Origin of the sequence: Dechloromonas denitrificans (assembly GCF_001551835.1) — a bacterium.
GTDB classification, from domain to species: Bacteria; Pseudomonadota; Gammaproteobacteria; order Burkholderiales; family Rhodocyclaceae; genus Azonexus; species Azonexus denitrificans.
Window position 1 is genome coordinate 195,903 of sequence record NZ_LODL01000021.1, and the last position, 23,745, is coordinate 219,647.

Below are 23,745 nucleotides of genomic sequence, written 5' to 3' on the forward strand. Positions count from 1 at the left end.
GATCAATATCTATGACTAAAGTATAAGCAGTCGTTTTTGAAGGTTATGTGTAATTTTTCATACTTTGCAGAATTCTCAGCCGGTCAGTTCGATCAGCCGCCCCTGCAACGGAAAATAGATCGCCAGGCGTAGCGGCAGCGGGTCGCCGGCGAACAGGCCGGCATAACGCGCCAATTGCGGCCGGTAGGTCTCAGCCCGCTGCGCCAGCTGGTCATCTGGCAGGCGTACCGTCTTGTAGTCGATAATCCAGCGGCAGCCATCGGCGACGAAAATGCGGTCGATGATGTGGTTGACCGGCGCCCCGCCATCGCTGCTGCTCCAGGCTTCTTCGGCCGCCGCCAGGGGGTGGTCGGCGAGCAGCCAGCGGCCAGTATCGCCGGCCAGCGTTTGGCTCAGGGCAGCGACCACCTCCCCTGCCCCGCTCTCCGCCTCGGCCTCGCCGTGGCCCTGGGCGAGCAGCCAGCGCCGGTAGGCCGGCTGCAAGCTGGCGACCCTTGCGGTCGACCAGCTTTCCAGGCCGTTTTTCGCGATCAGTTCGAGGCAGCGGTGCACCAGCGTGCCGACCGAGGCTTCGAGCGACAGGCCGCTTTCCGCCACGTCGAGATCGACCGGGTTGCCGGCCGGACGCAGGCCGCCGGGAATCTGGCGCAGGCCATCGGCCAATTCGATGTCGCGCAGGCGGACCAGCGGCGGTACGAAGCTGGCCGGATCGATACTGCTGGCGGCTTCGCCGGCCGTGACCAGGCCGGCCAGTGCCGCGGCGAAGACCGGCTGGGCGACGCCCGGCCAGAGCAGCTTGAGCAGCGTGCCGGCAGCCGGCGCTTTCAGGCCGTCGTCCTTGTTGGCGTCGGCAACGGCGATGCCGACCAGATGCAGGCGGCGGATGGCGCGGGTGGCGGCGACGTAGAGCAAACGCTCATCTTCGTGCGCCGCGCGTTCGGCTTCCAGTTTCTTCAGGTAGTCGTAGGCCGTCGGCTCACTGCCCGCCCCCTTGGCTTTGATCGGCGCGACCAGCAGATGCTCGGCGCCGTCGGCCCCGGCCACTTCGTCCCAGAGCAGCAAGCTACTTTCGTTGCCGCCGGTCTCGCGGTGCAGGCCGGGCAGGATCACGGTATCGAACTCGAGGCCCTTCGACTTGTGCACCGTCATCATCTGCACCGCATCGCCGAGCGGGTCGGACGGCGCATAAAGCTCGGCGGCATGGGCGGCCAGCGTCTCGGCGCTCAGATTGCGTGCGGCGACCAGCTTGTCGACCAGTGCGAAGAAGGCGGCGACATCGTTCAAGGCCTCCGGCGCTTCCAGGCAACGCGGTCCGCCAAGCATCAGCCAGACCCCTTCCAGCCAGCGCCGCGGATGCAGGCGGGCACGGCCGGCGAAGGCCAGGTCGAGCACCGCGCGCACATGCCGCAGGCGCTGCCGGCCGTCGTCGGACAGGCGGGCAAGGCGGGTTTCGTCCTGCATCAGTTGCCAGATCGTCTGTTTCTTGTCGTCGGCGGCCAGCGCGTGCAGGTCGGACAGGGTCAGGCCGCACCACGGAGCGCGCAGCAGGGCCAGCCAATGCACGCGGTCGGCACGATGCTGCAGGGCGCGGAACAGGGTCAGCAGATCCTGGACATGCTGGCGCCCATCCAGGCCTTCGATATCGACCGCCTGAAAGCGTAGCTCCGGCGCGCTGCGGCGAATCTCGCCGACCAGTGCATCGAGGTGGCTACGAGCGCGGACCAGCACGGCGACCCGTTCCTCTGGCGCCTCGCGTCGCGCCTGCTGGATGATGCCCAGCACCTGGCGGGCTTCCTCGGCGATGGCATCCGAGCCATCGCGCTCGATCACCGGATGCACGATCACCCCGCTGTCGGCTCGTGCCGCCCGGGTCGCCGCCGATTCGGCATAGCGCACGGCGCCGGCCTCGGGGCTGTCGGCGGCCGGGAAGATGCTCGGAAAGGCCGTATTGACCCAATCGACGATGCCCGGATAGGAGCGGTTGTTGCGGAACAGCCGCAGGTGGCCGAGCCGGATGTCGCCGATGCCGCGCTCGCGGCAGCGCAGGAAAAGCCCGACGTCGGCCTTGCGGAAGCGGTAGATCGACTGCATCGGGTCGCCGACCACGAACAGCGTCCGACCGTCGTCCGGCATCCAGCCACGGGTCAGTTTCTCGATCAGGCCGACCTGGCTCGGGCTGGTGTCCTGGAATTCGTCGACCAGCAGGTGGCGGATGCGGTAATCGAGGGCCTGCGCCAGATCGGTCGGCGCCTCGTCGTCGCCGAGCGCCAGCCCGGCGCGGGCGGCGATTTCGATGAAATCGACCTCGCCGGCTTCCTGGAAGGCCAGCCACAACTGGCCGGCGGCCAGCCGGAGCAGGCGCGAAAAGCATTCGACGGTGGCCCATTCGGCGGCGCTCAGCTCCGGCTGCGGCAGCTTGCCGAGGACGCCGAGTTTGTCTTCGATACCTGGCAAGCCGGCCAAATCGGCGAGCAGTTCGCCCATCGCCTCCTTTTGCGTCGCCGCTTCCTTGCCGGCCGGGAAGCCGATGTTCTTGTTCAGCGCCTTGCGCAGCGTGCCGGTGCCTGTCAGCAGCAGGCTGGCCAGCGCCTGCCAGCGCGGCAGATCGTCGATGGCTGCGGTCAACGGCGTCGACCAGTCCAAAAGCGGCTCCAGCACCTCCGGCACATTGGCCGCGGCAAAGCGGGCGAGCGGCATCAGGCGCTGCTGCCAGGCGCTGTCGAGCAAGCGCCCGACCTGCGCCAGATCGCGCTCGATCAGCGCCGCGAAGCCGGCCTCGACTTCGGCCTGCATGGCGCCGCTTTCGATCCGCGTCGCGTGCTGCACCCACTGGTCGCGCCGGCCGAGCATGCTGACCAGCAGCTTTTCCAGGCGGCCGGCGTTGTTGTCCATGAAAGCCAGCGCCTCAGCCACCACCCCGGCATCGGCCCCGTCGCCCTCGACCATTTCCAGCGTCCGCCGCGCCGCCGTCGCGTAATGTGCCGCGACATCATCGCTGACCCCGGGCTGGCTGCCGAAACGGCTGAGGTAGGGCATCTGCCGGGCCAGGCTGGCGCACAGCGCATCAAGCGTCGTGATGCGCAGGCGGCCGGGGTGGCCGAGCAGGCTCCAGCCGAGCCGGGCGTCGTGGGCCAGCACCTTGGTCGCCAGATCGAAAGTCAGCTGCTTGTGCGCCTGTTCCGGCAGCTCGCCGCTCGCCGCGCGCTCCAGGCTACCGAGGATGCGGTCGCGCATCTCGGTCGCCGCCTTGTTGGTGAAGGTCAGCGCCAGCACCTCTTCCGGATTGTCGACGACGGCGAGCAGGCGCAGGTAGCGCTGGGTCAGCAGCTCGGTCTTGCCCGCCCCGGCCGGCGCCTCGACGATGAAGGAAGCAATTTCGAGCGCCCGCAGCCGGGCGATTTTATCCTCTTCGAGGCGGTCGCCCCCAGGACCAGCCGTTGATTCCATGGTCGCCGGCATCGTGGCGGAATCAGTCATCAGGGGCCGGCATCCTCGAGTTCAGCGGCAAATTTCTCGGCGAAGGCGACGAACTGCTCAAGCGGCAGCGGCCGGCTGAAGAAATAGCCCTGGTAGGCATGGCAGCCGGAAGCGGCGAGAAAGTCGCGCTGCGCCGCAGTTTCCACCCCTTCGGCGATGACGCCGAGGCCCAGGCTGCGGGCCAGCGCAACCACCGTCCGGGCGATCGCCGCGTCGTTCGGGTCGACCAGCACATCGCGCACGAAGGACTGGTCGATCTTCAGCTCATCGAGTGGCAGGCGTTTCAGGTAGCTCAGCGAGGAATAGCCGGTACCGAAATCGTCGAGCGAGAAACCGACGCCGGCCGCTTTCAGTTCGGACATTTTGCCGATCACTTCCTCGACGTTATGGACGAGCAGGCTCTCGGTCAGTTCCAGTTTCAGGCGCTGCGGATTGGCCCCGCTCTGCACCAGCACGGCCAGCACCCGGGCCACGAAGTCGGGCAGGCGCAACTGATGGGCGCTGACATTCACCGCAATCGTCAGATGCGCCAGCTCCGGCCGGCATGCCCAGACGGCCAACTGCCGACACACGGTTTCCAGCACCCACTGGCCGAGCGGCACGATCAGCCGGGTTTCTTCGGCCAGCGGAATGAAGTCGGCCGGCGACACCATGCCCAGTTCGGGATGCTGCCAGCGGAGCAGGACTTCGGCGCCGGTCAATCGATCGCCGCCGGCAATCTGCGCCTGGTAGTGGAGCAGGAACTGCTTTTCCTCGACGGCGCGGCGCAGGTCGGTTTCAAGCAGCGCCCGCTTGAGCAGGCTGGCCTCCATCGCCGGGTCGAAGAAACACAACGCGTCGCGCCCCGCCGCCTTGGCCTTGTACATCGCCATGTCGGCCTGCTTGAGCACCTCGTCCATGCTGTCGTGCGGATTGCCGAACAGCGCGACGCCGATGCTCGACGTGCTGTGACACTTGTGGTCGCCCACTTGGTAGGGTTCCTTCAGGGCGGCGAGGATCTTGTCGCCGACCGCTTTCGCCTGGTCGGCCGCGACCCCGGGGTCGAGGTCCAGGCCTTCGAGCATCACGACGAACTCGTCACCGCCGAGGCGGGCCACGGTATCGCCGTCGCGCACGCAACTGGCCAGGCGGCGGGCGACATCCTGCAGCAAAAAGTCGCCCGCCGTGTGACCGAGGGTGTCGTTGAGGGTCTTGAAATTATCGAGGTCAATGAAGAGCACGGCACCGCGCAGTTGATTGCGGACGCTGAGGGCCAGCGCATGGTGCAGACGGTCGCGCAGTTGCCGCCGGTTGGGCAAGGCGGTCAACGGATCGTAGAAGGCCAGATTCTGGATTTCCTGTTCCGCCGCCTTGCGTTCGCTGATATCGATATGAGTCGCCACGAAATGCGTCGTCTCACCGGACTCGCCCTTGACGGCCGTGATGCTCACCCACTTGGGATAGACCTCGCCATCCTTGCGGCGGTCCCAGACTTCGCCCTCCCAGACCCCGGCCTGCGCCAGGCCCTGCCACATCGACGCATAAAAGGCCGCATCGTGCCGGTCGGAGCGGAACAGGCTGGGCGTCTGGCCGAGCAACTCGTCCGCGGCATAGCCGCTGGATTCGACCAGTGCCCGGTTGACCTTGACGATCCGCCTCTCGCTATCGATCACCATGATGCCGACCTGCGCCTCGAAGGCGCTGGCCGCCACCCGCCGGTCGGCCTCGAGCCGGCGCGACTCGCTGATGTCCTCGACGATCGACCAGATGTGGCGCTCGCCATCGGCGCCGGCGACCAGCACGCCGTTCAAGCGGACCGGTACCAGGCTCCCATCCTGGCGCCGATATTCTTTCTCGTAGGGGCCATAGCGCCCGCTGCGGGCCAGCGCATCGAGTTGCCGGGCCTCTTCCGCCGCGTACTTTTCCGGGGTCAGTTGCCAATAATCGAGCGCCTTGAGTTGATCGGCGTCATAGGCGCAGAGCTTGCGGAAGGCCTCGTTGAATTCGATAAAACGGCCGTTCATGTCGGTCAAGGCAATGCCGAGCGGCGACAGCTCGAACAAGCCGCGCAACTTTTCCTCGCTGGCGCGCAAATCGAGCTGCGCCTGCTTGACCGAACTGATGTCGGAAACCTGGACGAAAAATCCGCGCACGGTGCCATCGACCACATCCGGCACATATTCGGCCAGCGCATTGCGGACGACCTTGCCATCCGGCGACGGAATGGCCCGCTCGAAGGCTTGCGCTTCACCGCGCAATGCCGCCTCGATGTAGGGCAGGTTGAGCTGATAGCGTTCCTCGCCGATCACATCCCGGATATGGCGACCGGCAATCTGGGCCGGCTCGAGACCGAACCAGGTCGAATAAGCCTGGTTGCAGAAACAGTTATGCAACTCCGTGTCCCAGTAGCCGATCATCGCCGGCATGTTGTCGAGAATGCTCAGCGGCAGGCAATGCGCCGCCTGGGCATCGTAACGATCGGCCGTGGCAACGGGGCCGGTGCCCGCGGCGGGCCCAAGCAGAGCCGTGAGGCGGGCCACCTCGGCCTGCAGGCGCTGCTTGTCGGCTTCCAGCTCGCGCAGGCGGGCGGCAAAATGGTCGGGGGAACACATGATGGGCGGTGGCTCGGGAAACGGTTAATTAATGACGTGCGAAAGGCGAAAAGTACCATTACTGCGACACAATGTGAAAATCGATGGCACTAATCCACAGGCCGGCGCGAGAAAAGTTCAGCCATCCGCCGGTTGCAGCGCCATTGCCAGCAGCCGTCGGCGTTCCGGCAAGCGGAGCAGCGGCAGCACCTCGCAATACTGCAAGGCCTTTTCATCGGCAAACATCACCCCGGCCTGCCCTTGCCTGACCTCCCTCGCCACCGCATGCAGTCGTTCGCGCCAATGGGTGATGACGGCAACCCAGTCGGGGAACTCGGCCGGATCGAAAATTTTCTGCTTGTCGTCGCCGATACCCTGGACGCCGGGCAGGATGTCCTTTTCGTCGGCGACGCCGGTAAAAGCCGGCTTGTCGAGCAGTACCTTGGCGAAGACGACGGCCGCCACGTCCTCATTGACCAGCGCGGCGTAGATCGGCAACTGCGGCTCGGTGATGCGGAGCGCCGCCCAGTTCTTGGTGTCGATGCTGGCGCCGGTCTTGTAGTCGATGATCACCTGCCGGCCGTCGGCCAACTGATCGATGCGGTCGACGACCATTTTGACCTTGATTTCCTCGATCTCGACCTCGGCCGCCTGTTCGCAGGCGAGCACGTCAAACGGCTGCTCGCGCCGGCTTTCGACCTGCAGCCAGACCTCGAGCAGGCGGGCCAGGCGCGCCGCCTCCAGGGCGCGGAAACGGGCCGGCAGGGTCAGGCGCCGATCCAGTTCGAAGCTCTGCAGTGCCTGGTCGACCGCCGTGGCGATCGCCGGCCGACGGCCCGCCTCGCCCAACGCGGCGAGCGCCGCCGACGAGCGAACCGCCGTCCAGAAGGCTTCCAGCGCCTCGTGAACCAGCGTGCCACGCGCCGCCGGATCGAGCCCTTCGACCGGTTTTTCCATCGCCTCGCCGCCGAGCCGGAACTGGTAATAGGCCCAGGCCGGGCAAATCGCCTGGGCGCGCAGCAGCCAACTGCCGCCGGAGACCTTTTCGCCTTCCGCCACCGGCGGCGCCACGGCATCCGCCAGTTGCTCGCAGGCCGTCCCGGCGGCACCGGCCAGTCGCCGGGCCAGGCTACTCACCTCGCCGGCCGGCTCGCGGCTGGCCGGAATGCCGGCAATCAGCGGGCTGGGCCGCAGCACGCGGTTGCCGTCGGCCTGCGCCCAGGAAAAGGTCACGCTCGGCGCCGCCAGCAACAGCCTGGCATGGACGCGCCGGGCAAAATCGAGCTCGACTTCGGCGCTGGCATGTGCCGCCCCGGCGGCACGCAGCGCCTCGGCCGGCAACAGCGGATTGGGGCGCGGCGGCGGCGGCCAGAGGTCGTCGTTCATGCCCATCACCCACAGCGCGTCGAATTCGAGGCCGGCACTTTCGAGCACGCCAAGCACCTGGATCGCCGGCCGGCCGCGCGTTTCCGGCTGGAAGATGCGCTGGCGGCAGAGTTGTGCCAGGCGATGAACCGCTTCGGCAAAAGCCTGCGCCCCGAGCAGGCCATCGAAACGGCCAAAGCCGTCGAGCACCTCGGCAAAAGCCAGACGGGCCTGGAATTCATGGCTGGACAGTTCGCGGTCGCCGGGCCAGCCGGCCGCTTTCAGGCACTGGCGAAAAACGCCGGCCCACTGACCGGGCAGCAGCTTGCGCGGCGCGCTGTCGGCTGCGACGAGCAGGGCCTCAAGCGCCGCCATCGTCTGCGGGCAGAGGGGCGGCTCGTTGTCGGCCAGCCGACCAGCCAGCCGGATCAGGGCCGGCAAGGTGGTGAAATACGGCAAGTCACGGCGCAACGCGACATCGAGCCGGGCCCGGCCATCCGCCTCGGCATCGCTCGCCGACCAGCCGCTGCTCAACAGCAAGGCGGAAAAACGGCTTTGTTCGAGTTTGGCCCGACTACTGCCGAGGGCCAGCAAATCGAGGGCGACGCGGATCAGCGGCAGATCGGCCAGCGCCCGACCGAGCGAGAAATTGAAGCTGCGCTGCACCTCCGCCGCATCGGGGCGAATCAGTGCCGGGTGCAAGGCATCGTCGAGCTGGAATTCCAGCCGGTCGCGCACGCCGGCCAGATCGGGGGCGACGATGCCGAGCCGGGCCGCCGGATTGGCCCGCAGTTGCGCCGCGGCCCAGGCAGCGACGGCCACGCATTCGGCCTCGACGTCGGCACAGGCCAGGCCGCGACGCTGACCACCGACCAAGGGAATTTCCTCGGTGCGGCGGTCGACGGCCGTTTTTTGCCCATTTTCAAGACTGACACCACGCGCCTGCAAGGCCGCCAGCAAACGCAGTTCAAGCGGCGTATGGCGATCGTAACCGACCACGCTGATCGTCGCCGGCAAGGTGAAATGGCCGGCCTCGATCAGTTCGATCAGGCGCCGCTGCAGCCCGGCTGCATCGATCCAGCCGGCGGCCCGGCAGCGTTTTTCGAATTCAGCCTGCCAACCGATGAAGAGCCGGGCTTCGTCGGACAGCGCGCTTTCCGCCGGCTGAACATTCCAGACCTGGCTCAGGGCATGCGCTTCGGCGGCCGAGGAGGCCATGCCCTGGATATCGAAGAGCGGCGCCGCTTCGGTCAACGCAGCGGCAATGACTTTTTCCCAGAGCAGCCGTTCGGCAAAGGCATCGAGAGCGACCGGCAACTCGGCAATGCCGGTCAGCTGCGCCTCGTCGGCCAGCGTCGCCAGCCACTGGCCAAGGGTCAGGGCCGGCCGGGTCCGCCACACCGCCTGCCCGCCCGGCACCTCGCCGCGCAAGGTCTGGGCAAGGCGGGTGGTGGCGCAGAGGAATAAAGACTGGCTCACAACGACTCCGGAAAAATGGCCAAAAAGGTCAGTTGACCGCAGCTGGCTGTGCCGGTTTGGCCGGTTTGGCCGGAGCGACCGGCATGGCTGGCTTGCTGGCTGGCGCAGCCGGGGTCGCCGGCTTGCTCGCCGACGATGCCGTGGGCGGTGCGGCTGGCTTCGCCGGCGCAGGCTTGGCCTCGGCGGCCGGCTTGCCGGGCATGGCCGGCCGAGCAGGGGCCGCCGGTTTAGCCGCAGAATCGGCGACGGCCGGCACAGGTGCCGGCGTTGCCGGCTTGGCCGTTGGCCGAGCCGGCGCTACCGCCTCGGGCTGGCCGATGGCCAACCCGATGCCGAGCAACCAGCTGGCGATAACGAGGCATAGTGTCTTCATGATTTCTCCACTGATTCACAGATCGGCAACGGATAGCCAATCACTTGACGCCAATCGAAAGGAAGAAGTTGGAAACGCCGCTGCTCGAATAGGCCATGCCCAAATAAACCGGCCCGAGCGGGGTTTCGCCGCCGACATAGAGGCCCAGCGAATCGAGCAGGCCGTCACGCTGTGTTTCAGTATAGCGATAGCCGGCCCGTGCGACTTCCAGCGAGATGCCCAGACGCATGTCACCGCGCAAACCGAGCGGCAGCCGCCCGATAATCTGTTCGGCGCGCAAGCCGGCATAAGCGATGTCGTCACCGATGATCTGGCCCTGGGCATAGGCGCTCAGGTTCTGAGGACCGCCCAGGCTGGCTGCATCGTAGATCGGCAGTTGACCACGCGGCGATCCGGAGTAGCTGGCGCGTGCATTGAACACGGTATTACCCCACGACATGGCGCCCTGCAACTGACCATCGATCCGGGAATAGCCAGATTGTTGCGAGTCGAAGTAAACGAAGCGGGCCGACCAACCATCGGTCGGGAAGTACATCCGGTTCATCTGGTCGAAATCGAGGGCCAGACGGACCCCGCCGAAGGTCACGTCGCCGTCCGGCAACGAGGGCGTCCCGGTATCCAACTCGGCCCGCCGCTTGCGCTCCAGCCAGCCCATGCGGATCTGGCCAAGCAGGCCGACGTTGACCCCGCCATAGACGCCGAGGGCCGACTGATAGACGTTGTACTGGGCGATCCGCTGATCGTTCTGGAACACCGTGGTCCGCGTTTGTTCGGTCAAGGCTGTGGTTTCAACGAAATAGCGCTGTGCCGCATCGAGCGGCTGGTAGTAGTCACCGCCCAACCGGTTGACGTTACCGACATCGACCGAAGCGATCAGCTCGCCGCCCAACTGGTTGATCAGAGTTTTGTGATAGGCGGCCCGCAGACCGAAAGTTGAACCCTTCGACGCATCAGCCTCCAGATGCATCGCCAAACGCAGATAATCCGGTCCCCAACTTTTCTCCAGCGGCATGACGCGCAGGATGTTGCGGTCGCGCTGGGTCAGCACGCTATAATCGACCGCCTCGTAATAGCCGTCGCCATACATGCGGAGCAGGTCGCGATTGATTTCGTTGGGCCGGACTTTCGTCCCGTTACCGAGCGTCAGATGCCGTTCGACCACGGCCGGATTGACCCGCTTCAAGCCGGCCACCTCAACCTCGTCAATGACCGGGGAGACCCGTGGCGCGCCCTCGATGCCCTGCCACCACGCCAAATAGACCGCTTCCGGCTGGCTCAGCTTCTGTAGTTGGGGGATCAGGGCCTCGGCCGCAACCCGACCGCGATCGGCGGTTTCGGCATGACGCGGAAAATCGCCGGCGCTGATGCCGTTCAGGTCCGGCTTGATGTAGACGTCTTGCGGCGTCAACTGGGCCAGCGAACGCGTCACGTTCTGTTCGGTCAGAATATTGACCATCTGCGCCGAGACGCTCAGCAGCGAACCGACCTCCTCGGGCTTGAGCAAGGGCGAACCGACATTGACGGCAATCACCACGTCGGCCTTGCAGCGCTCCTTGACTTCGCTGATCGGCACGTTATCAACAAGGCCGCCGTCGACCAGCTTGCGCCCCTGATGATCGACCGGCGCCAGCAGGCCGGGCACCGACATGCTCGCCCGCATCGCCTTGGTCAGGCTGCCATCGCGGAAAACGACCCGATCGCCATTGCCGATGTCGGTGGCGATGATCGACAGCGGCAACGGCAGATCCTCGATATTTCGCTCGCCCTGGTTGGCGCGCACCAGCTGGTTGAAGAAGAGCTTGATCTTCTGGCCGGCGACGACACCCGGCTGATAGCGCGCCCCCTCCGAGGTAATGCCGGTTTCCGAACCGGGCAGGTAATTGCGCAACATCGTCTTGTTACGAAAGCTCATCTCCGAATAATCCGGGTTGTCGATGAACATGTCGTTCCAGTCGGCTTTCCCCAGTTGCTCGCGCATCACGGCCGGCGACAGGCCGGCGGCGTAGGAGCCGGCGACCAGGGCGCCCATGCTGGTCCCGGCGATGCAATCGACCGGCACCCGCATTTTCTCCAGCACCTCCAGCACGCCGATGTGCGCCGCGCCGCGCGCGCCGCCGCCGCCGAGGACCAGGCCGATACGTGGCCGGCTCGGTAGCTCGGCGGCCTGGGCGCCACAAACAATGAGCAGAGCGGCCAGCATCAGCGAACGAAGCAGTGAGGACGTGTTAGGCATGAGAACCCCTTGTATGGCAAAAAAAAGCCCCGCTGGGCGGGGCTTTTCGCTGAAGCGTCGGCGGATTACTTGGTGCCGATGACTTCGATGTCGACGCGACGGTCCGGCTGCAGGCAGTCGATCAGCGCCTTGGACTTGGTGGTGCCCTTGCACTTGTCGCCGGTCACGGGCTGCTTCTCGCCCTTGCCTTCGGTGTAGACGCGGTTGGCTTCGATGCCCTTGGCAACCAGGTATTCCTTGACCGCGGCAGCGCGCTTCTCGGACAGCTTCTGGTTGTAGGCGTCACCACCGATGCGGTCGGTGTGGCCAACGGCGAGGATCACTTCGAGCTTGATCGCCTTGGCCTTGGAGACCAGTTCGTCGAGCTTGGCCTTGCCTTCCGGACGCAGCACAGCCTTGTTGAAGTCGAACAGCGCGTCAGCGGCGACGGTGATCTTCTCACCGGTCGGCTTCGGGCCAGCCACGGCGGCGCCGGTAGCTGCGGTCTTCGGGGCGCAAACTTCGGCCGGCAGCAGGTCCTTGTCGCATTCGCAACCGGCAGCGTCCTTGGCGGCAGCAGCCGGGGTCCAGTAACCGGTACGCCAGCACAGGCCGAAGCCGCTCTTGGCGACGACGTCGCGCTGGTCGATGACGTATACGCGTTCCTGGGCAGTGGCAGCAAAGCCGATACCGGCCAGCAGGGCCAGAACCAGCGACTTCTTGGCGATGTTCTTGATCATTGTTTTCCCTCGTTGAAGAAAATTTGAAAATCTTTAACCCGCAATTCAGCCTAGAACTAGGCCTCCCAGCGGACTTCCAACCTATTTTGCCATAGTGCAATAGTCGATTCCAAGTCATTTTGGTCGGCTGGGTGAAGTGTTTTGTGGTCTACGCAACACTTTCCGGCCACCCAGACGTGGGTGACGCATTCTCGGCCGGCGACATGTACCAGATGTGACACCGGGTCGAAGCACGGCTTGCTTTCGATAGCGCCCAGGCTGACCGCGCAAAGGTCGGCGGCCTTGCCGGGGGTGATCGAGCCGATCTCGTCGCCGAGGCCGAGTGCGATGGCGCCGTTGAGTGTCGCCATGCGCAGCACCTCGTTGGCCGGCAGGACGCTGGCGTCGCCGGTGCTGCCTTTGGCGAGCAGGGCAGCGAGGCGCATTTCGCCAAACAGGTCGAGTCGGTTGTTGCTGGCGGCGCCATCGGTGCCCAGGCCGACATTGATGCCCAGTTGTCTCATTCTTGCCACAGGGGCAAAACCGCTCGCCAGCTTTAGGTTGGAGGTCGGGCAATGGGCGATGGAGCTGCCGGTTTCGGCCAGCAGTTGCAGCTCGCCTTCGCTCAGGTGCACGGCGTGGACGCCGATGAAGCTGGGGCCGAGCAGGCCGAGTTGGTGCAGGCGTTCAAGTGGTGCCAATCCATTTTGCCGCTGGCCGTCCTCGATTTCCTGGCGCGTCTCGTGGATGTGGCAGTGAATGGGCAGATTCAGTTGTTCGGACAGGGTCAGTACGCGTTCGAAGGTGCCGTCGGAAACCGTGTAGGGCGCGTGGGGGGCAAGGCAGAAGTTGATTAGCGGCTGGTTCAGCAGTTTTTCGCGGACGGCCAGGCCTTTGTTCAGGTAATCATCGGCATCGCTGGCGTAGGTGGTCGGGAATTCCAGGGTGGTGATACCGAGCGTCGCCCGCATGCCGTATTCACGGGCGGCCGTGGCTGCCGCTTCCGGGAAGAAGTACATGTCGTTGAAGCAGGTGATGCCGCCCTTGAGCATTTCGGCGCAGGCCAGCCGGGTACCGTCGTAGACGAACTGGGCCGAGACGTGGGCGGCTTCGGCGGGCCAGATGCGTTTTTGCAGCCAGTCGTGCAGCGGCAGATCGTCGGCCATGCCGCGCATCAGCGACATCGCGGCGTGGGTGTGCAGGTTGACCAGGCCGGGGATCAGGACGTGGTCTTCCAGTGTGACGCGCTGGTCGGGCAGGTAGCGCTGGCGGGCTTCGCTGCCGGGGAGGACGGCGAGAATACGGCCGTCGCGGATGGCGACGGCGTGGTTTTTGAGCACAACATCGGGGGCGACCGCAGCGATCCAGCGGGCTTCGATCAGAAGGTCGATTGCTTCGGGTGTTGTTGTCATGGAAAACGGCGTCGGCTCTATGTTGGGGCGTGTTAAAATAACAAATTACGCTCAATTCAACCAATAAGGCATCGCGCAAGCGGTGCGATTGTGAGACATGGATCAATTCGCCAAAGAAACACTGCCGATCAGCCTCGAAGACGAGATGCGGCGTTCCTATCTCGATTACGCGATGAGCGTGATCGTCGGCCGTGCGCTGCCGGATGCGCGCGACGGCCTGAAGCCGGTACATCGCCGCGTGCTGTTCGCGATGCACGAGTTGAACAACGACTGGAACAAGGCCTACAAGAAATCGGCGCGTATCGTCGGTGACGTGATCGGTAAGTATCACCCGCACGGCGACTCCGCAGTCTATGAAACCATCGTTCGCATGGCGCAGGATTTTTCCTTGCGCTACATGCTGGTCGATGGCCAGGGCAACTTCGGTTCGGTGGACGGCGATAGCGCGGCGGCGATGCGTTACACCGAAATCCGGATGGCTAAGATCGGCCACCAGATGCTGGAAGATCTGGATAAGGAAACGGTCGATTTTGGGCCGAACTACGACGGTTCCGAGCATGAGCCGCTGGTCATGCCAGCGCGCATTCCGAATCTGCTGATCAACGGTTCGTCCGGTATCGCGGTCGGTATGGCGACGAATATTCCGCCGCACAACCTGAATGAAGTAGTCGCCGGCTGTCTGGCGCTGCTTGAAAACCCGGCGATTTCGATCGATGACCTGATCGACTACATCCCGGCCCCTGATTTTCCGACTGCAGCGCTGATCTACGGCGTCATGGGCGTCCGTGAAGGTTACCGGACCGGCCGTGGCCGCGTCATCATGCGCGCCCGCACCCACTTCGAGGACATGGAAAAGGGCGGGCGTCAGGCGCTGATCGTCGACGAGATTCCCTACCAGGTGAACAAGAAGTCGCTGATCGAGAAGGTCGCCGAACTGGTCAATGAGAAGAAGATCGAGGGTATCTCCGATATCCGCGATGAGTCGGACAAGTCCGGCATGCGCATCGTCATCGAACTGAAGCGCGGTGAAGTCGGCGAGGTCATCCTCAATAACCTGTACAAGCAGACGCAGTTGCAGGACACCTTCGGTATGAACATGGTGGCGCTGGTCGATGGTCAGCCGCGCCTGCTCAACCTGAAGCAGATGCTCGAATGTTTCCTGTCGCATCGCCGGGAAGTGGTGACACGGCGTACCGTCTATGAATTGCGCAAGGCGCGCGAACGCGGCCATATCCTGGAAGGTCTGGCTGTCGCGCTGTCCAATGTCGATGAAATCATCGCCCTGATCAAGGCGGCGCCGACGCCGGCTGACGCCAAGCGCGGCCTGATGGAGCGCATGTGGCGCAGCGCCGTGGTCGAGGAAATGCTGCTCCGTGCCGCCTCCGACGCTTCGCGACCGGAAGGGCTGGCGCCGGAATTCGGTTTGTCGGCACAGGGCTACCGGCTGTCCGACGCCCAGGCCCAGGCCATCCTCGAGCTGCGTCTGCAGCGCCTGACCGGCCTTGAGCAGGACAAGATCGTCGGCGAGTACAAGGACGTCATGGCCAAGATCCTCGATCTGCTCGACATCTTGGCTCGTCCGGAGCGCATCACCGAAATCATCGTCAATGAACTGACTGCCATTCGCGAGCAGTTCGGCGACGACCGTCGCTCAGAAATCATCCTGCAGACTTCCGAACTCGGCATCGAAGACCTGATCACGCCGCAGGACATGGTGGTTACGCTGTCGCACGGCGGCTACATCAAGGCCCAGCCGCTCGCCGATTACCGCGCCCAGCGCCGCGGCGGTCGTGGCAAGCAGGCGGCGGCGATCAAGGACGAGGATTTCGTCGATCACCTGTTCGTCGCCAATACCCACGATTACATCCTGTGCTTCTCGAACCGCGGCCGCTGCTACTGGCTCAAGGTATACGAAGCGCCGCAGGGCAGTCGGGTCAGTCGCGGCAAGCCGATCGTCAATCTCTTCCCGCTGGAAGAGGGCGAACGGATCAATGCCGTGCTGCCGGTCAAGGAATTCTCCGACGACCAGTATGTCTTCATGGCGACCGTGATGGGCACCGTCAAGAAGACACCGCTCTCCGATTACTCGAACCCGCGCAAGGCCGGCATCATCGCCGTCGCGCTGGATGATGGCGACTACCTGGTCGGCGTCGAGCTGACTTCCGGGCAGAGCGACATCGTGCTTGTATCCGACGCTGGCAAGGCTGTCTGGTTCGATGAGGAAGATGTCCGTCCGATGGGTCGCGGTGCTCGTGGCGTACGCGGCATGAAACTGCAGGAAGGCCAGTCGGTGATTTCCCTGCTCGTCGCCGAGAGCGATCAGCAGACCGTGCTGGTCGCTACCGAGAATGGCTACGGTAAACGTACCGTTCTGGCTGATTTCCGCCATTCCGGTCGCGGTACCCAGGGCGTGCGCGCCATTGCCGACAGCGAACGCAATGGCACGGTGGTCGGCGCCAAGCTGGTCGGCGATGAGGATGAAATCATGCTGATCACCACCGGTGGCGTGCTGATTCGCACCCGCGTCTCGGAAGTGCGCGGCATGGGCCGGGCGACGCAGGGCGTGACGCTGATTTCGCTGGACGAAGGCGAGAAGCTGGCCGGCCTGGAAAAGGTGGCCGAATCCGTGGTGGAAGCCGAGGCCGAAGTCGAAGTTGGCGCTGAAGTCGAAGCGGCACCCGAAGTGCCGACCCCGAATGCAGAAGAAGGTGGAGAAGCCTGATGAGTCGAATCTGGAATTTCAGCGCCGGCCCGGCTGCTCTGCCAGAAGAGGTCCTGCGCCAGGCGCAGGAAGAACTGCTCGACTGGCATGGCGCTGGCTGCAGCGTCATGGAGATGAGCCATCGTGGCAAGGAGTTCATGTCTATCCTCGATCAGGCCGAAGCCGACCTGCGTGAGCTGATGGGGATTCCCGCCAATTACAAGGTGCTTTTCCTGCAGGGTGGGGCGACGCAGCAGTTCGCACAGATTCCGATGAATTTGCTGGCCGGCCGTTCGGCCGACTACATCGTTACCGGCTCGTGGTCGAAGAAGGCACTCAAGGAAGCGCAGCGCATCGGTGACGTGCGCTGTGCGGCAACGACCGAAAGCAGCGGCTTCAACCGTCTGCCGACGGCCGAGGAAATCAAGCTCGACCCCTTTGCCGCCTACCTGCACGTCTGCACCAACGAAACCATCCACGGCATCGAAATTCCCGCCCAGCGCATTGCCGATACCGGGGTGCCGCTGGTCGCCGACATGTCGTCGCATATTCTGTCGCGGCCGGTGCCGGTCGAAAAGTTTGGCCTGATTTACGCCGGCGCTCAGAAGAACATCGGTCCGTCCGGCCTGACCCTGGTCATCATTCGCGACGACCTGCTCGGCATGGCGCCGCTGACCATCCCGAGCGTGATGGATTACGCGGTGATGGCGGAAAACGGCTCGATGCTGAATACGCCGCCGACCTACGGTATCTATATGGCCGGTCTGGTTTTCCAGTGGCTGAAGAAGCAGGGCGGTCTGGCCGTGATTGATGCGGTCAACGCCGAAAAAGCACGTATTTTGTACGAGGCTATCGATCAATCCGCCGGCTTTTACCATAATCCGGTCGATCCGGATTGCCGCTCACGGATGAACGTGCCATTCACGCTGGCCCAGCCGGAACTCGATGCGGCTTTCCTCGACGAATCGAAGGCAGCCGGTCTGGTTTCCCTGAAGGGCCACAAATCGGTCGGCGGCATGCGTGCCTCGATCTACAACGCGGTTCCGCTGGCCGGTGTGCAGGCGCTGGTGGACTTCATGAACGATTTCGCCAAGCGCAACGGTTAACCCACGATGAGCGACGATCTGCAGAAGGCTCTGGCCGGCGTCCGCGCCGAAATTGACGGTATCGATGCCGAGTTGTTGAATCTCCTCAACCAGCGCGCCCGTTGCGCCCAAAAGGTCGGCGAGATCAAGGCTGAGCACGGCGAAGCGGGGCATATCTACCGCCCCGAGCGCGAGGCCCAGGTTCTGCGCCGGTTGCAGGATGCCAATCCTGGGCCGTTGCCGAACGAGGGCATTACTTTTTTCTTCCGCGAGGTGATGTCGGCCTGCCTGTCGCTCGAGCAGCCGCTCGGCGTGGCTTTCCTCGGGCCGCTCGGCACCTTTTCGGAATCGGCAGCGACCAAGCATTTTGGCCACGCGGCGCGCCTGTTGCCGCAGGCCTCGATTGACGATGTCTTCCGTGAAGTCGAATCGGCTCATGCCCACTATGCGGTGGTGCCGGTCGAAAATTCGACCGAAGGGGCGGTCGGCCGGACGATGGATTTGCTGCTCGGCTCGTCGTTGAAGATCTGTGGTGAAGTGGTGCTGCGTATCCACCAGAACCTGCTCTCCAACGAGACGGATCTGAGCAAGATCACCAAAGTCTATTCGCACGCCCAGTCGCTGGCCCAGTGCCACGAATGGCTGAACCGGGTGTTGCCCAACGCGCAGCGTATCTCGGTCGGCAGCAATGCCCAGGCGGCGCAAAAGGCCTCCGAGGAAGCCGGGGTAGCGGCGATTGCCGGGGAAGCCGCGGCAACGCGCTACAGCCTGCCGCGTCTGGCCGAGAACATAGAGGACGAGCCGAATAATACGACGCGCTTTCTGATTCTTGGCAAGCACGATGCGGGTCCTTCCGGGCGCGACAAGACCTCGCTGATCATGTCCGCCCCGAACCGGACGGGCGCGCTGTACGAACTCCTGCTGCCCTTCTCGCATACCGGTGTCTCCTTGTCCCGCCTGGAATCCCGCCCGGCACGCCATGCCTTGTGGGAGTACGTTTTTTATGTCGACATCGACGGCCATCGCGACGATCCGACCGTCAAGGCCGCGCTCGACGAACTGGCCGGCCGCGCCGCCTACCTGAAAATCCTCGGCTCCTATCCGGTTGCCGTTTACTGAGGAAAGTTCATGAGCCTCGCCGAACAAGCGCTCTCCTACGTCCGCGCCATTTCGCCTTACCAGCCGGGCAAGCCGATCACCGAACTGGCCCGAGAAATGGGCATTCCGGTCGACAGCATCGTCAAGCTGGCTTCCAATGAAAATCCGCTGGGCGTCAGCCCGAAAGCCAAGAAGGCGGTTGAGGCGGCGATCAACGGGGTCGAGCGTTACCCGGACCAGTTCGATCTGATCAAGGCCGTCGCCGAGCGTTCCGGCGTCGCCCAGGGGCAGGTCGTGCTCGGCAACGGTTCGAATGATGTACTCGATCTGGTTGCCCGAGTCTTCCTCGCGCCCGGTCGTTCGGCGGTGTTTGCCCAGCATGCCTTTGCGGTTTACCCGCTGGCCACGCTGTCGACCGGCGCCGAATTGATCGTCACGCCGGCCAAGAACTACGGTCACGATCTGGAAGCGATGCGCGCCGCCATTCGGCCGGATACGCGGATCATCTGGATCGCCAATCCGAACAACCCGACCGGCAACTTCCTGCCTTACCCGGAAGTGCGCGCTTTCCTGGAAAGCGTACCGAAGGATGTTGTCGTCGTGCTCGACGAAGCCTACAACGAGTACCTGCCGCCCGAGGAGCGGGCCGATACGGCTGCTTGGATAAATGATTTCCCGAATCTGGTGGTTTGCCGCACTTTCTCGAAGATTTTCGGTCTGGCCGGCTTGCGCGTTGGCTATGCCCTGGCTTCGGCCGAGGTCGCCGACCTGATGAACCGCGTCCGCCAGCCGTTCAATGTAAACAACCTGGCCCTGGCCGGCGCACTGGCTGCACTCGATGACCATGAGTTCATTGCCGAGAGCTACGAACTGAACCGCCGTGGCATGGCGCAGATCGTTGCCGGCCTGCAGCGCCTTGGCCTCGAATACATTCCGTCGTTCTGCAACTTCGTGACCTTCAGGGCCGGCGACGGCGCGGCGGTCAATCAGAAGCTCCTGCAGCAAGGCGTGATTGTCCGGCCGATCGGTGGTTACGGCTTGCCCGAATGGTTGCGGGTGACGATCGGCACCGAGCCGGAAAATGCGCGCTTCCTGGAGGCGCTGGAGAAAGCCCTCTAAATGTCCGCGCATGCGCCCGAGTTCGGCAAAGTCGTTGTTTTTGGCACCGGCCTGATTGGCGGTTCTTTTGCGCTAGCCCTCAAGGAAGCCGGTGCGGTGGAAGAGGTGGTCGGTTTCGGCCGGACGCCTGCTACCCTGCGTGCCGCTCAGCAACTCGGCGTAATCGACCGGGCCGGGATCAACCCGACGCACGAAATCGAGGAAGCCGACATCGTTCTGGTCGCCACGCCGGTGGCCCAGATGCCGGAGATTTTTGCGCGCATCGAACCTTACCTGGGGCCGAATACCATCGTCACCGATGGTGGTTCAACCAAAGGGGATGTCGTTGCCGCGGCACGGGCCGCCTTTGGCGACAAGATCAGCCAGTTCGTGCCGGCCCACCCGATCGCCGGGGCGGAAAACAGTGGCCCGGCTGCGGCGCGTTGGGATCTGTATCAGGGCAAGAAAGTGGTTGTCACTCCTTTGCCTGAAAACAGCGACGATGCGCTCGATCACATCAAGCGCGCCTGGTCCCTCTGTGGCGCCGATATCTACGAACTGGCGCCGGAAGCACACGACCGGGTATTTGCCGCAGTCAGCCACCTGCCGCACCTGCTGTCCTATGCCTTGGTGCACGACCTAGCGGTCCGCGAGGATGCCGACCTGTTCTTCACCTTCGCCGCCTCGGGGTTTCGCGATTTCACCCGCATCGCGGCCAGTCATCCGGAAATGTGGCGCGACATCTGTCTTGCCAACCGGGCGGCCCTGCTTGGTGAACTCGACAGTTACCGGGCGCAACTCGATGAACTGCGACTGGCCCTGGCGCAAAACGATGGCGAGCGGCTCGAAGAGGTGTTCGGTATCGCCCGCCAGGCGCGGCGAAGCTGGGCGGGCGACAACTGATGTCACGCCTGTTGCGTGCCTTGCTGCTCGGGCTCGCATTGGTCCAGCCGCTCTATACATTTGCCGCGGAGCCGCCGGCTATCCTGCTGGGGCAAACCTACCGTGGGCAAGTTGACGTTTCCCATTATTTGATCAGCGAAAAACTGGATGGCGTCCGTGCGATATGGAATGGCACAACGCTCCGCTTTCGCAGTGGCAAGGAAATTCAAGCGCCACGCTGGTTTCTGGATGGGTTGCCCAAAGAGTCGCTCGATGGTGAGTTGTGGATGGGGCGGGGCAGTTTCGAACGTCTTTCCGGTGCCGTTCGCCGCGACTCACCGGATGACGCAGGATGGCGGCAAGTTCGCTACATGATTTTTGAACTCCCTGGCGCTGCTGGTAGCTTCAGGGAGCGTGCCGAAGCCATTCGGCAAATAATTCGCCAGGCCAGTGTCCCATGGCTGCGTGAAATTGAGCAGTTTTCAGTAGTCGACCGCAGCGCTTTGCAAACACACTTCAGTAAGGTCGTTAAGGCCGGCGGCGAAGGCTTGATACTGCACCATGCCGACGCCGAGTACCAGACCGGACGTAGCGACGTGCTCCTCAAAATGAAACCCTGGGATGATGCCGAGGCGGAGGTGGTTGGCTACAAACCTGGCAAGGGAAAGTATGTCGGTGCCTTGGGGGCTCTGCGAGTACGGATGCCGGATGGTAAGGAGTTTTATCTGGGTTCAGGGTTTACCGATGAACAACGCCGTAATCCGCCTGAGATTGGTACGGTGGTGACTTATGGTCATCGGGAGTTTACGGCAAATGGGCTGCCCCGGTTTGCGACTTTTTTGCGTGTTCGTGGGGAGTGATTTTCAGGGGAATCAGCCCGATAAATTCATCAAGGATCGCATTGGCATGAGGTTCTATGACTAAAGCTAGACTGGGACAAATTGGTGCAATGCGATAGAATTAATGTTTTCGCCAAAAATTAACTGAAATGCTTATTCCTGTTATTTTATCCGGTGGTGCTGGTACGCGACTGTGGCCGGTTTCTCGTGAAGGGCATCCAAAGCCTTTCATGAAGCTGGCCGATGGTCAGAGCCTGCTGCTCAAGACCTATCTGCGGGCCGCTGGTGTTGCACAGGTTGGCGAGATGCTCACGGTTACCAATCGCGACTATTTCTTCATGAGCAAGGATGAGTTGGCCAACGCCAAACTGGGCGAGAACCTGCCGGGGGTCTTCATGCTCGAACCGGTCGGCCGCAACACTGCACCGGCGGTGGCCATGGCTGCGCTGCATATTGCGGAAAAGTACGGTCGCGATGCCCGCTTGCTCGTTCTGGCGGCCGATCACCTGATTCAGGATCAGCCGGCTTTTGCCAAGGCAGTAGTCGATGCCACCAGTCTTGCCGCCGATGACTACCTGGTGACCTTTGGCATCGTCCCCGATGCGCCCGAAACCGGCTTTGGCTACATTGAAGCGGGCGAAGCGGTCGGTGCAGGCAAGGCGGTTAAGCGCTTTGTCGAAAAGCCTTCGCTGGACAAGGCGCGTAGTTATCTTGAGGCTGGCAACTTCCTGTGGAACTCAGGGATGTTCTGTTTCAAGGCGGGTACCGTACTCGATGAGCTTGCAGTCCACGCGCCGGACGTTCTTAAGGCATGCGAGGCCTGCTGGGCGGCGATGAAGGAATGCGGTTCGCGGATCGACGCCATGCTCGAAATCCCTGCCGAAGCTTTTGGCGAAGTGCCCGATATCTCGGTCGATTACGCCATCATGGAGCGTTCGAGCAAGGTCGCCGTCGTCCCGGCGGATATCGGCTGGAGCGACATCGGCTCCTGGAACGCGATACGCGATCTGGCTGTGCCGGATGCCGACAGCAACCGGGCGGTCGGCGACGCTATTTTTGTCGATACCCGCAATACTTACGTGCAGAGCGAGGACCGTCTGGTTGCCGCGGTTGGTATCGACAACCTGATGATCATCGATACGCCCGATGCCCTGCTCGTTGCCCATCCCGACAAGGCGCAGGAGGTCAAGCAGGTGGTCGCTCGACTCAAGCAGCGCGACCACGATGCCTACAAGCTGCATCGCACGGTGGCTCGCCCTTGGGGTACCTATACGGTGCTGGAAGAGGGACCGCGATTCAAGATCAAGCGCATCGAAGTCAAGCCCGGCGGTAGTCTTAGCTTGCAGATGCACCACCACCGTAGCGAGCACTGGGTCGTCGTCAGTGGCATGGCCAAAGTGGTGAATGGGGACCGGGAAATTTTCGTCGGCACCAACCAGTCCACCTATATTCCGGCCGGCCACAAGCACCGACTGGAAAACCCCGGGGTGATGGACCTCGTCATGATCGAAGTGCAGAGCGGCGAATATCTGGGCGAGGACGACATCGTTCGCTTCCAGGATGTTTACGGGCGCTGTTGATTCAGTCCGCGACTATGAGTACCGAAAATTTTCCGATTCAAGCTACTGTTTCGTCGGCTCGACAGTTGTGGCACGAGCACGACGGAGGTAGCGATATCTCCGTCGGATTGTTAGCTTCACATGTATGGCTGGCGCTCGGCTGGCACGACATTCGACAGCGCTACCGTCGCTCGGTGCTGGGGCCTTTCTGGTTTACGCTGAGCACGCTCATCATGGTCGCGGTCCTCGGGATACTCTATTCCACGTTGCTGGGGCAAGAGATCACCACTTATTTGCCGTATCTGGGCATTGGGTTGGTTGTTTGGCAGTATTTGAGCGCTTGCGTCAACGAGGGGAGCACAGCATTCATTGGCTCGGCCTATCTCATTAAGCAGATCCGCATGCCATTGACGGTACACGTAAGTCGTATTGTCTGGCGTAATTTTGTGATTTTGCTGCACAGTCTGCCTGTCGTCGTGGTGTTTATGTTCATCTTTGGGCACGTGCCGGGGCCGGAATTCCTGTTGGTAGTGCCGGGCTTGGTGCTGCTGTTACTTAACGGAGTCTGGATTGGTGTAGTGCTCGGAACGCTCTGTGCCCGCTATCGTGATGTCCTGCCCATCGTCGGTAACCTTATTCAGATTGTGTTCTTCTTTACGCCGATCATGTGGACGAAAGATCTGCTCAAGGACCGGGCTTGGGTCGCCGAACTCAATCCGTTTCACCACATGATCGATATCGTCAGGGGGCCGATTATCGGAAGCACAGTTGCGCCGGAGTCGTGGCTTTGGTCTGTCGGCATCTTGGTCGTTGGATTTCTTGCGGCTCAGTATCTGATGCAGCGTTGCCGCAATCGCGTTCCCTATTGGGTCTGAT

General features: G+C 63.2%; 15 protein-coding genes. 8 read left to right on the plus strand and 7 right to left on the minus strand.

Annotated features, from left to right (window positions below; translation table 11 throughout):
- Window positions 1-75: 75 nt before the first annotated feature.
- The 7 genes from AT959_RS12035 to AT959_RS12065 form a co-directional block, all read right to left on the minus strand.
- Window positions 76-3,477 carry a UvrD-helicase domain-containing protein gene (locus tag AT959_RS12035; RefSeq protein ID WP_205629906.1) on the minus strand — a complete coding sequence of 1,134 codons (3,402 nt, stop codon included), beginning with the start codon at window positions 3,475-3,477 and terminating at the stop codon, window positions 76-78.
- The gene (locus tag AT959_RS12040; RefSeq protein ID WP_066883404.1) at window positions 3,477-6,068 is read right to left on the minus strand and encodes a sensor domain-containing protein; all 2,592 of its coding nucleotides are present in this window, start codon (window positions 6,066-6,068) and stop codon (window positions 3,477-3,479) included. The genes AT959_RS12035 and AT959_RS12040 overlap by 1 nt, the downstream gene beginning before the upstream one ends.
- Window positions 6,069-6,185: 117 nt before the next feature.
- A complete protein-coding gene (locus AT959_RS12045; protein ID WP_066883406.1) occupies window positions 6,186-8,891 on the minus strand; it encodes a PD-(D/E)XK nuclease family protein in 2,706 nt (901 codons plus the stop codon).
- A gap of 28 nt (window positions 8,892-8,919) precedes the next feature.
- Complete coding sequence (locus tag AT959_RS12050) at window positions 8,920-9,264, minus strand: hypothetical protein (RefSeq protein WP_066883407.1); 345 nt, start codon at window positions 9,262-9,264, stop codon at window positions 8,920-8,922.
- A gap of 40 nt (window positions 9,265-9,304) precedes the next feature.
- Window positions 9,305-11,497, minus strand: coding sequence for a patatin-like phospholipase family protein (locus tag AT959_RS12055; RefSeq protein WP_066883409.1), 2,193 nt, complete (start codon window positions 11,495-11,497; stop codon window positions 9,305-9,307).
- Window positions 11,498-11,562: 65 nt separating this feature from the next.
- Complete coding sequence (locus tag AT959_RS12060) at window positions 11,563-12,216, minus strand: OmpA family protein (protein ID WP_066883411.1); 654 nt, start codon at window positions 12,214-12,216, stop codon at window positions 11,563-11,565.
- A gap of 56 nt (window positions 12,217-12,272) precedes the next feature.
- On the minus strand, window positions 12,273-13,607 hold the full coding sequence (locus AT959_RS12065; RefSeq protein ID WP_066883413.1) for a TRZ/ATZ family hydrolase: 1,335 nt from the start codon (window positions 13,605-13,607) through the stop codon (window positions 12,273-12,275).
- A 97-nt stretch (window positions 13,608-13,704) separates the two neighbouring features.
- On the opposite strand from AT959_RS12065, the gene gyrA reads away from it, so the two are divergent.
- The 8 genes from gyrA to AT959_RS12105 all read left to right on the plus strand — a co-directional run bounded on the left by gyrA (window position 13,705) and on the right by AT959_RS12105 (window position 23,744).
- Complete coding sequence (gene gyrA, locus AT959_RS12070; RefSeq protein ID WP_066883415.1) at window positions 13,705-16,329, plus strand: DNA gyrase subunit A; 2,625 nt, start codon at window positions 13,705-13,707, stop codon at window positions 16,327-16,329.
- On the plus strand, window positions 16,329-17,414 hold the full coding sequence (gene serC, locus AT959_RS12075; protein ID WP_066883417.1) for a 3-phosphoserine/phosphohydroxythreonine transaminase: 1,086 nt from the start codon (window positions 16,329-16,331) through the stop codon (window positions 17,412-17,414). Before gyrA ends, serC begins: the two co-directional genes overlap by 1 nt.
- Before the next feature lie 6 nt (window positions 17,415-17,420).
- On the plus strand, window positions 17,421-18,512 hold the full coding sequence (gene pheA, locus AT959_RS12080) for a prephenate dehydratase (RefSeq protein WP_066883419.1): 1,092 nt from the start codon (window positions 17,421-17,423) through the stop codon (window positions 18,510-18,512).
- A 9-nt stretch (window positions 18,513-18,521) separates the two neighbouring features.
- Window positions 18,522-19,610, plus strand: a complete 1,089-nt coding sequence (gene hisC / locus AT959_RS12085; RefSeq protein ID WP_066883421.1) for a histidinol-phosphate transaminase — start codon at window positions 18,522-18,524, stop codon at window positions 19,608-19,610.
- Window positions 19,611-20,492, plus strand: a complete 882-nt coding sequence (locus AT959_RS12090; RefSeq protein WP_066883423.1) for a prephenate dehydrogenase — start codon at window positions 19,611-19,613, stop codon at window positions 20,490-20,492. It begins immediately after the preceding gene.
- The gene (locus AT959_RS12095; RefSeq protein WP_066883425.1) at window positions 20,492-21,331 is read left to right on the plus strand and encodes a DNA ligase; all 840 of its coding nucleotides are present in this window, start codon (window positions 20,492-20,494) and stop codon (window positions 21,329-21,331) included. The genes AT959_RS12090 and AT959_RS12095 overlap by 1 nt, the downstream gene beginning before the upstream one ends.
- 128 nt (window positions 21,332-21,459) lie before the next feature.
- On the plus strand, window positions 21,460-22,890 hold the full coding sequence (locus AT959_RS12100) for a mannose-1-phosphate guanylyltransferase/mannose-6-phosphate isomerase (RefSeq protein WP_066883426.1): 1,431 nt from the start codon (window positions 21,460-21,462) through the stop codon (window positions 22,888-22,890).
- A 14-nt stretch (window positions 22,891-22,904) separates the two neighbouring features.
- Complete coding sequence (locus AT959_RS12105; protein WP_083518432.1) at window positions 22,905-23,744, plus strand: ABC transporter permease; 840 nt, start codon at window positions 22,905-22,907, stop codon at window positions 23,742-23,744.
- Window position 23,745: the final 1 nt, after the last annotated feature.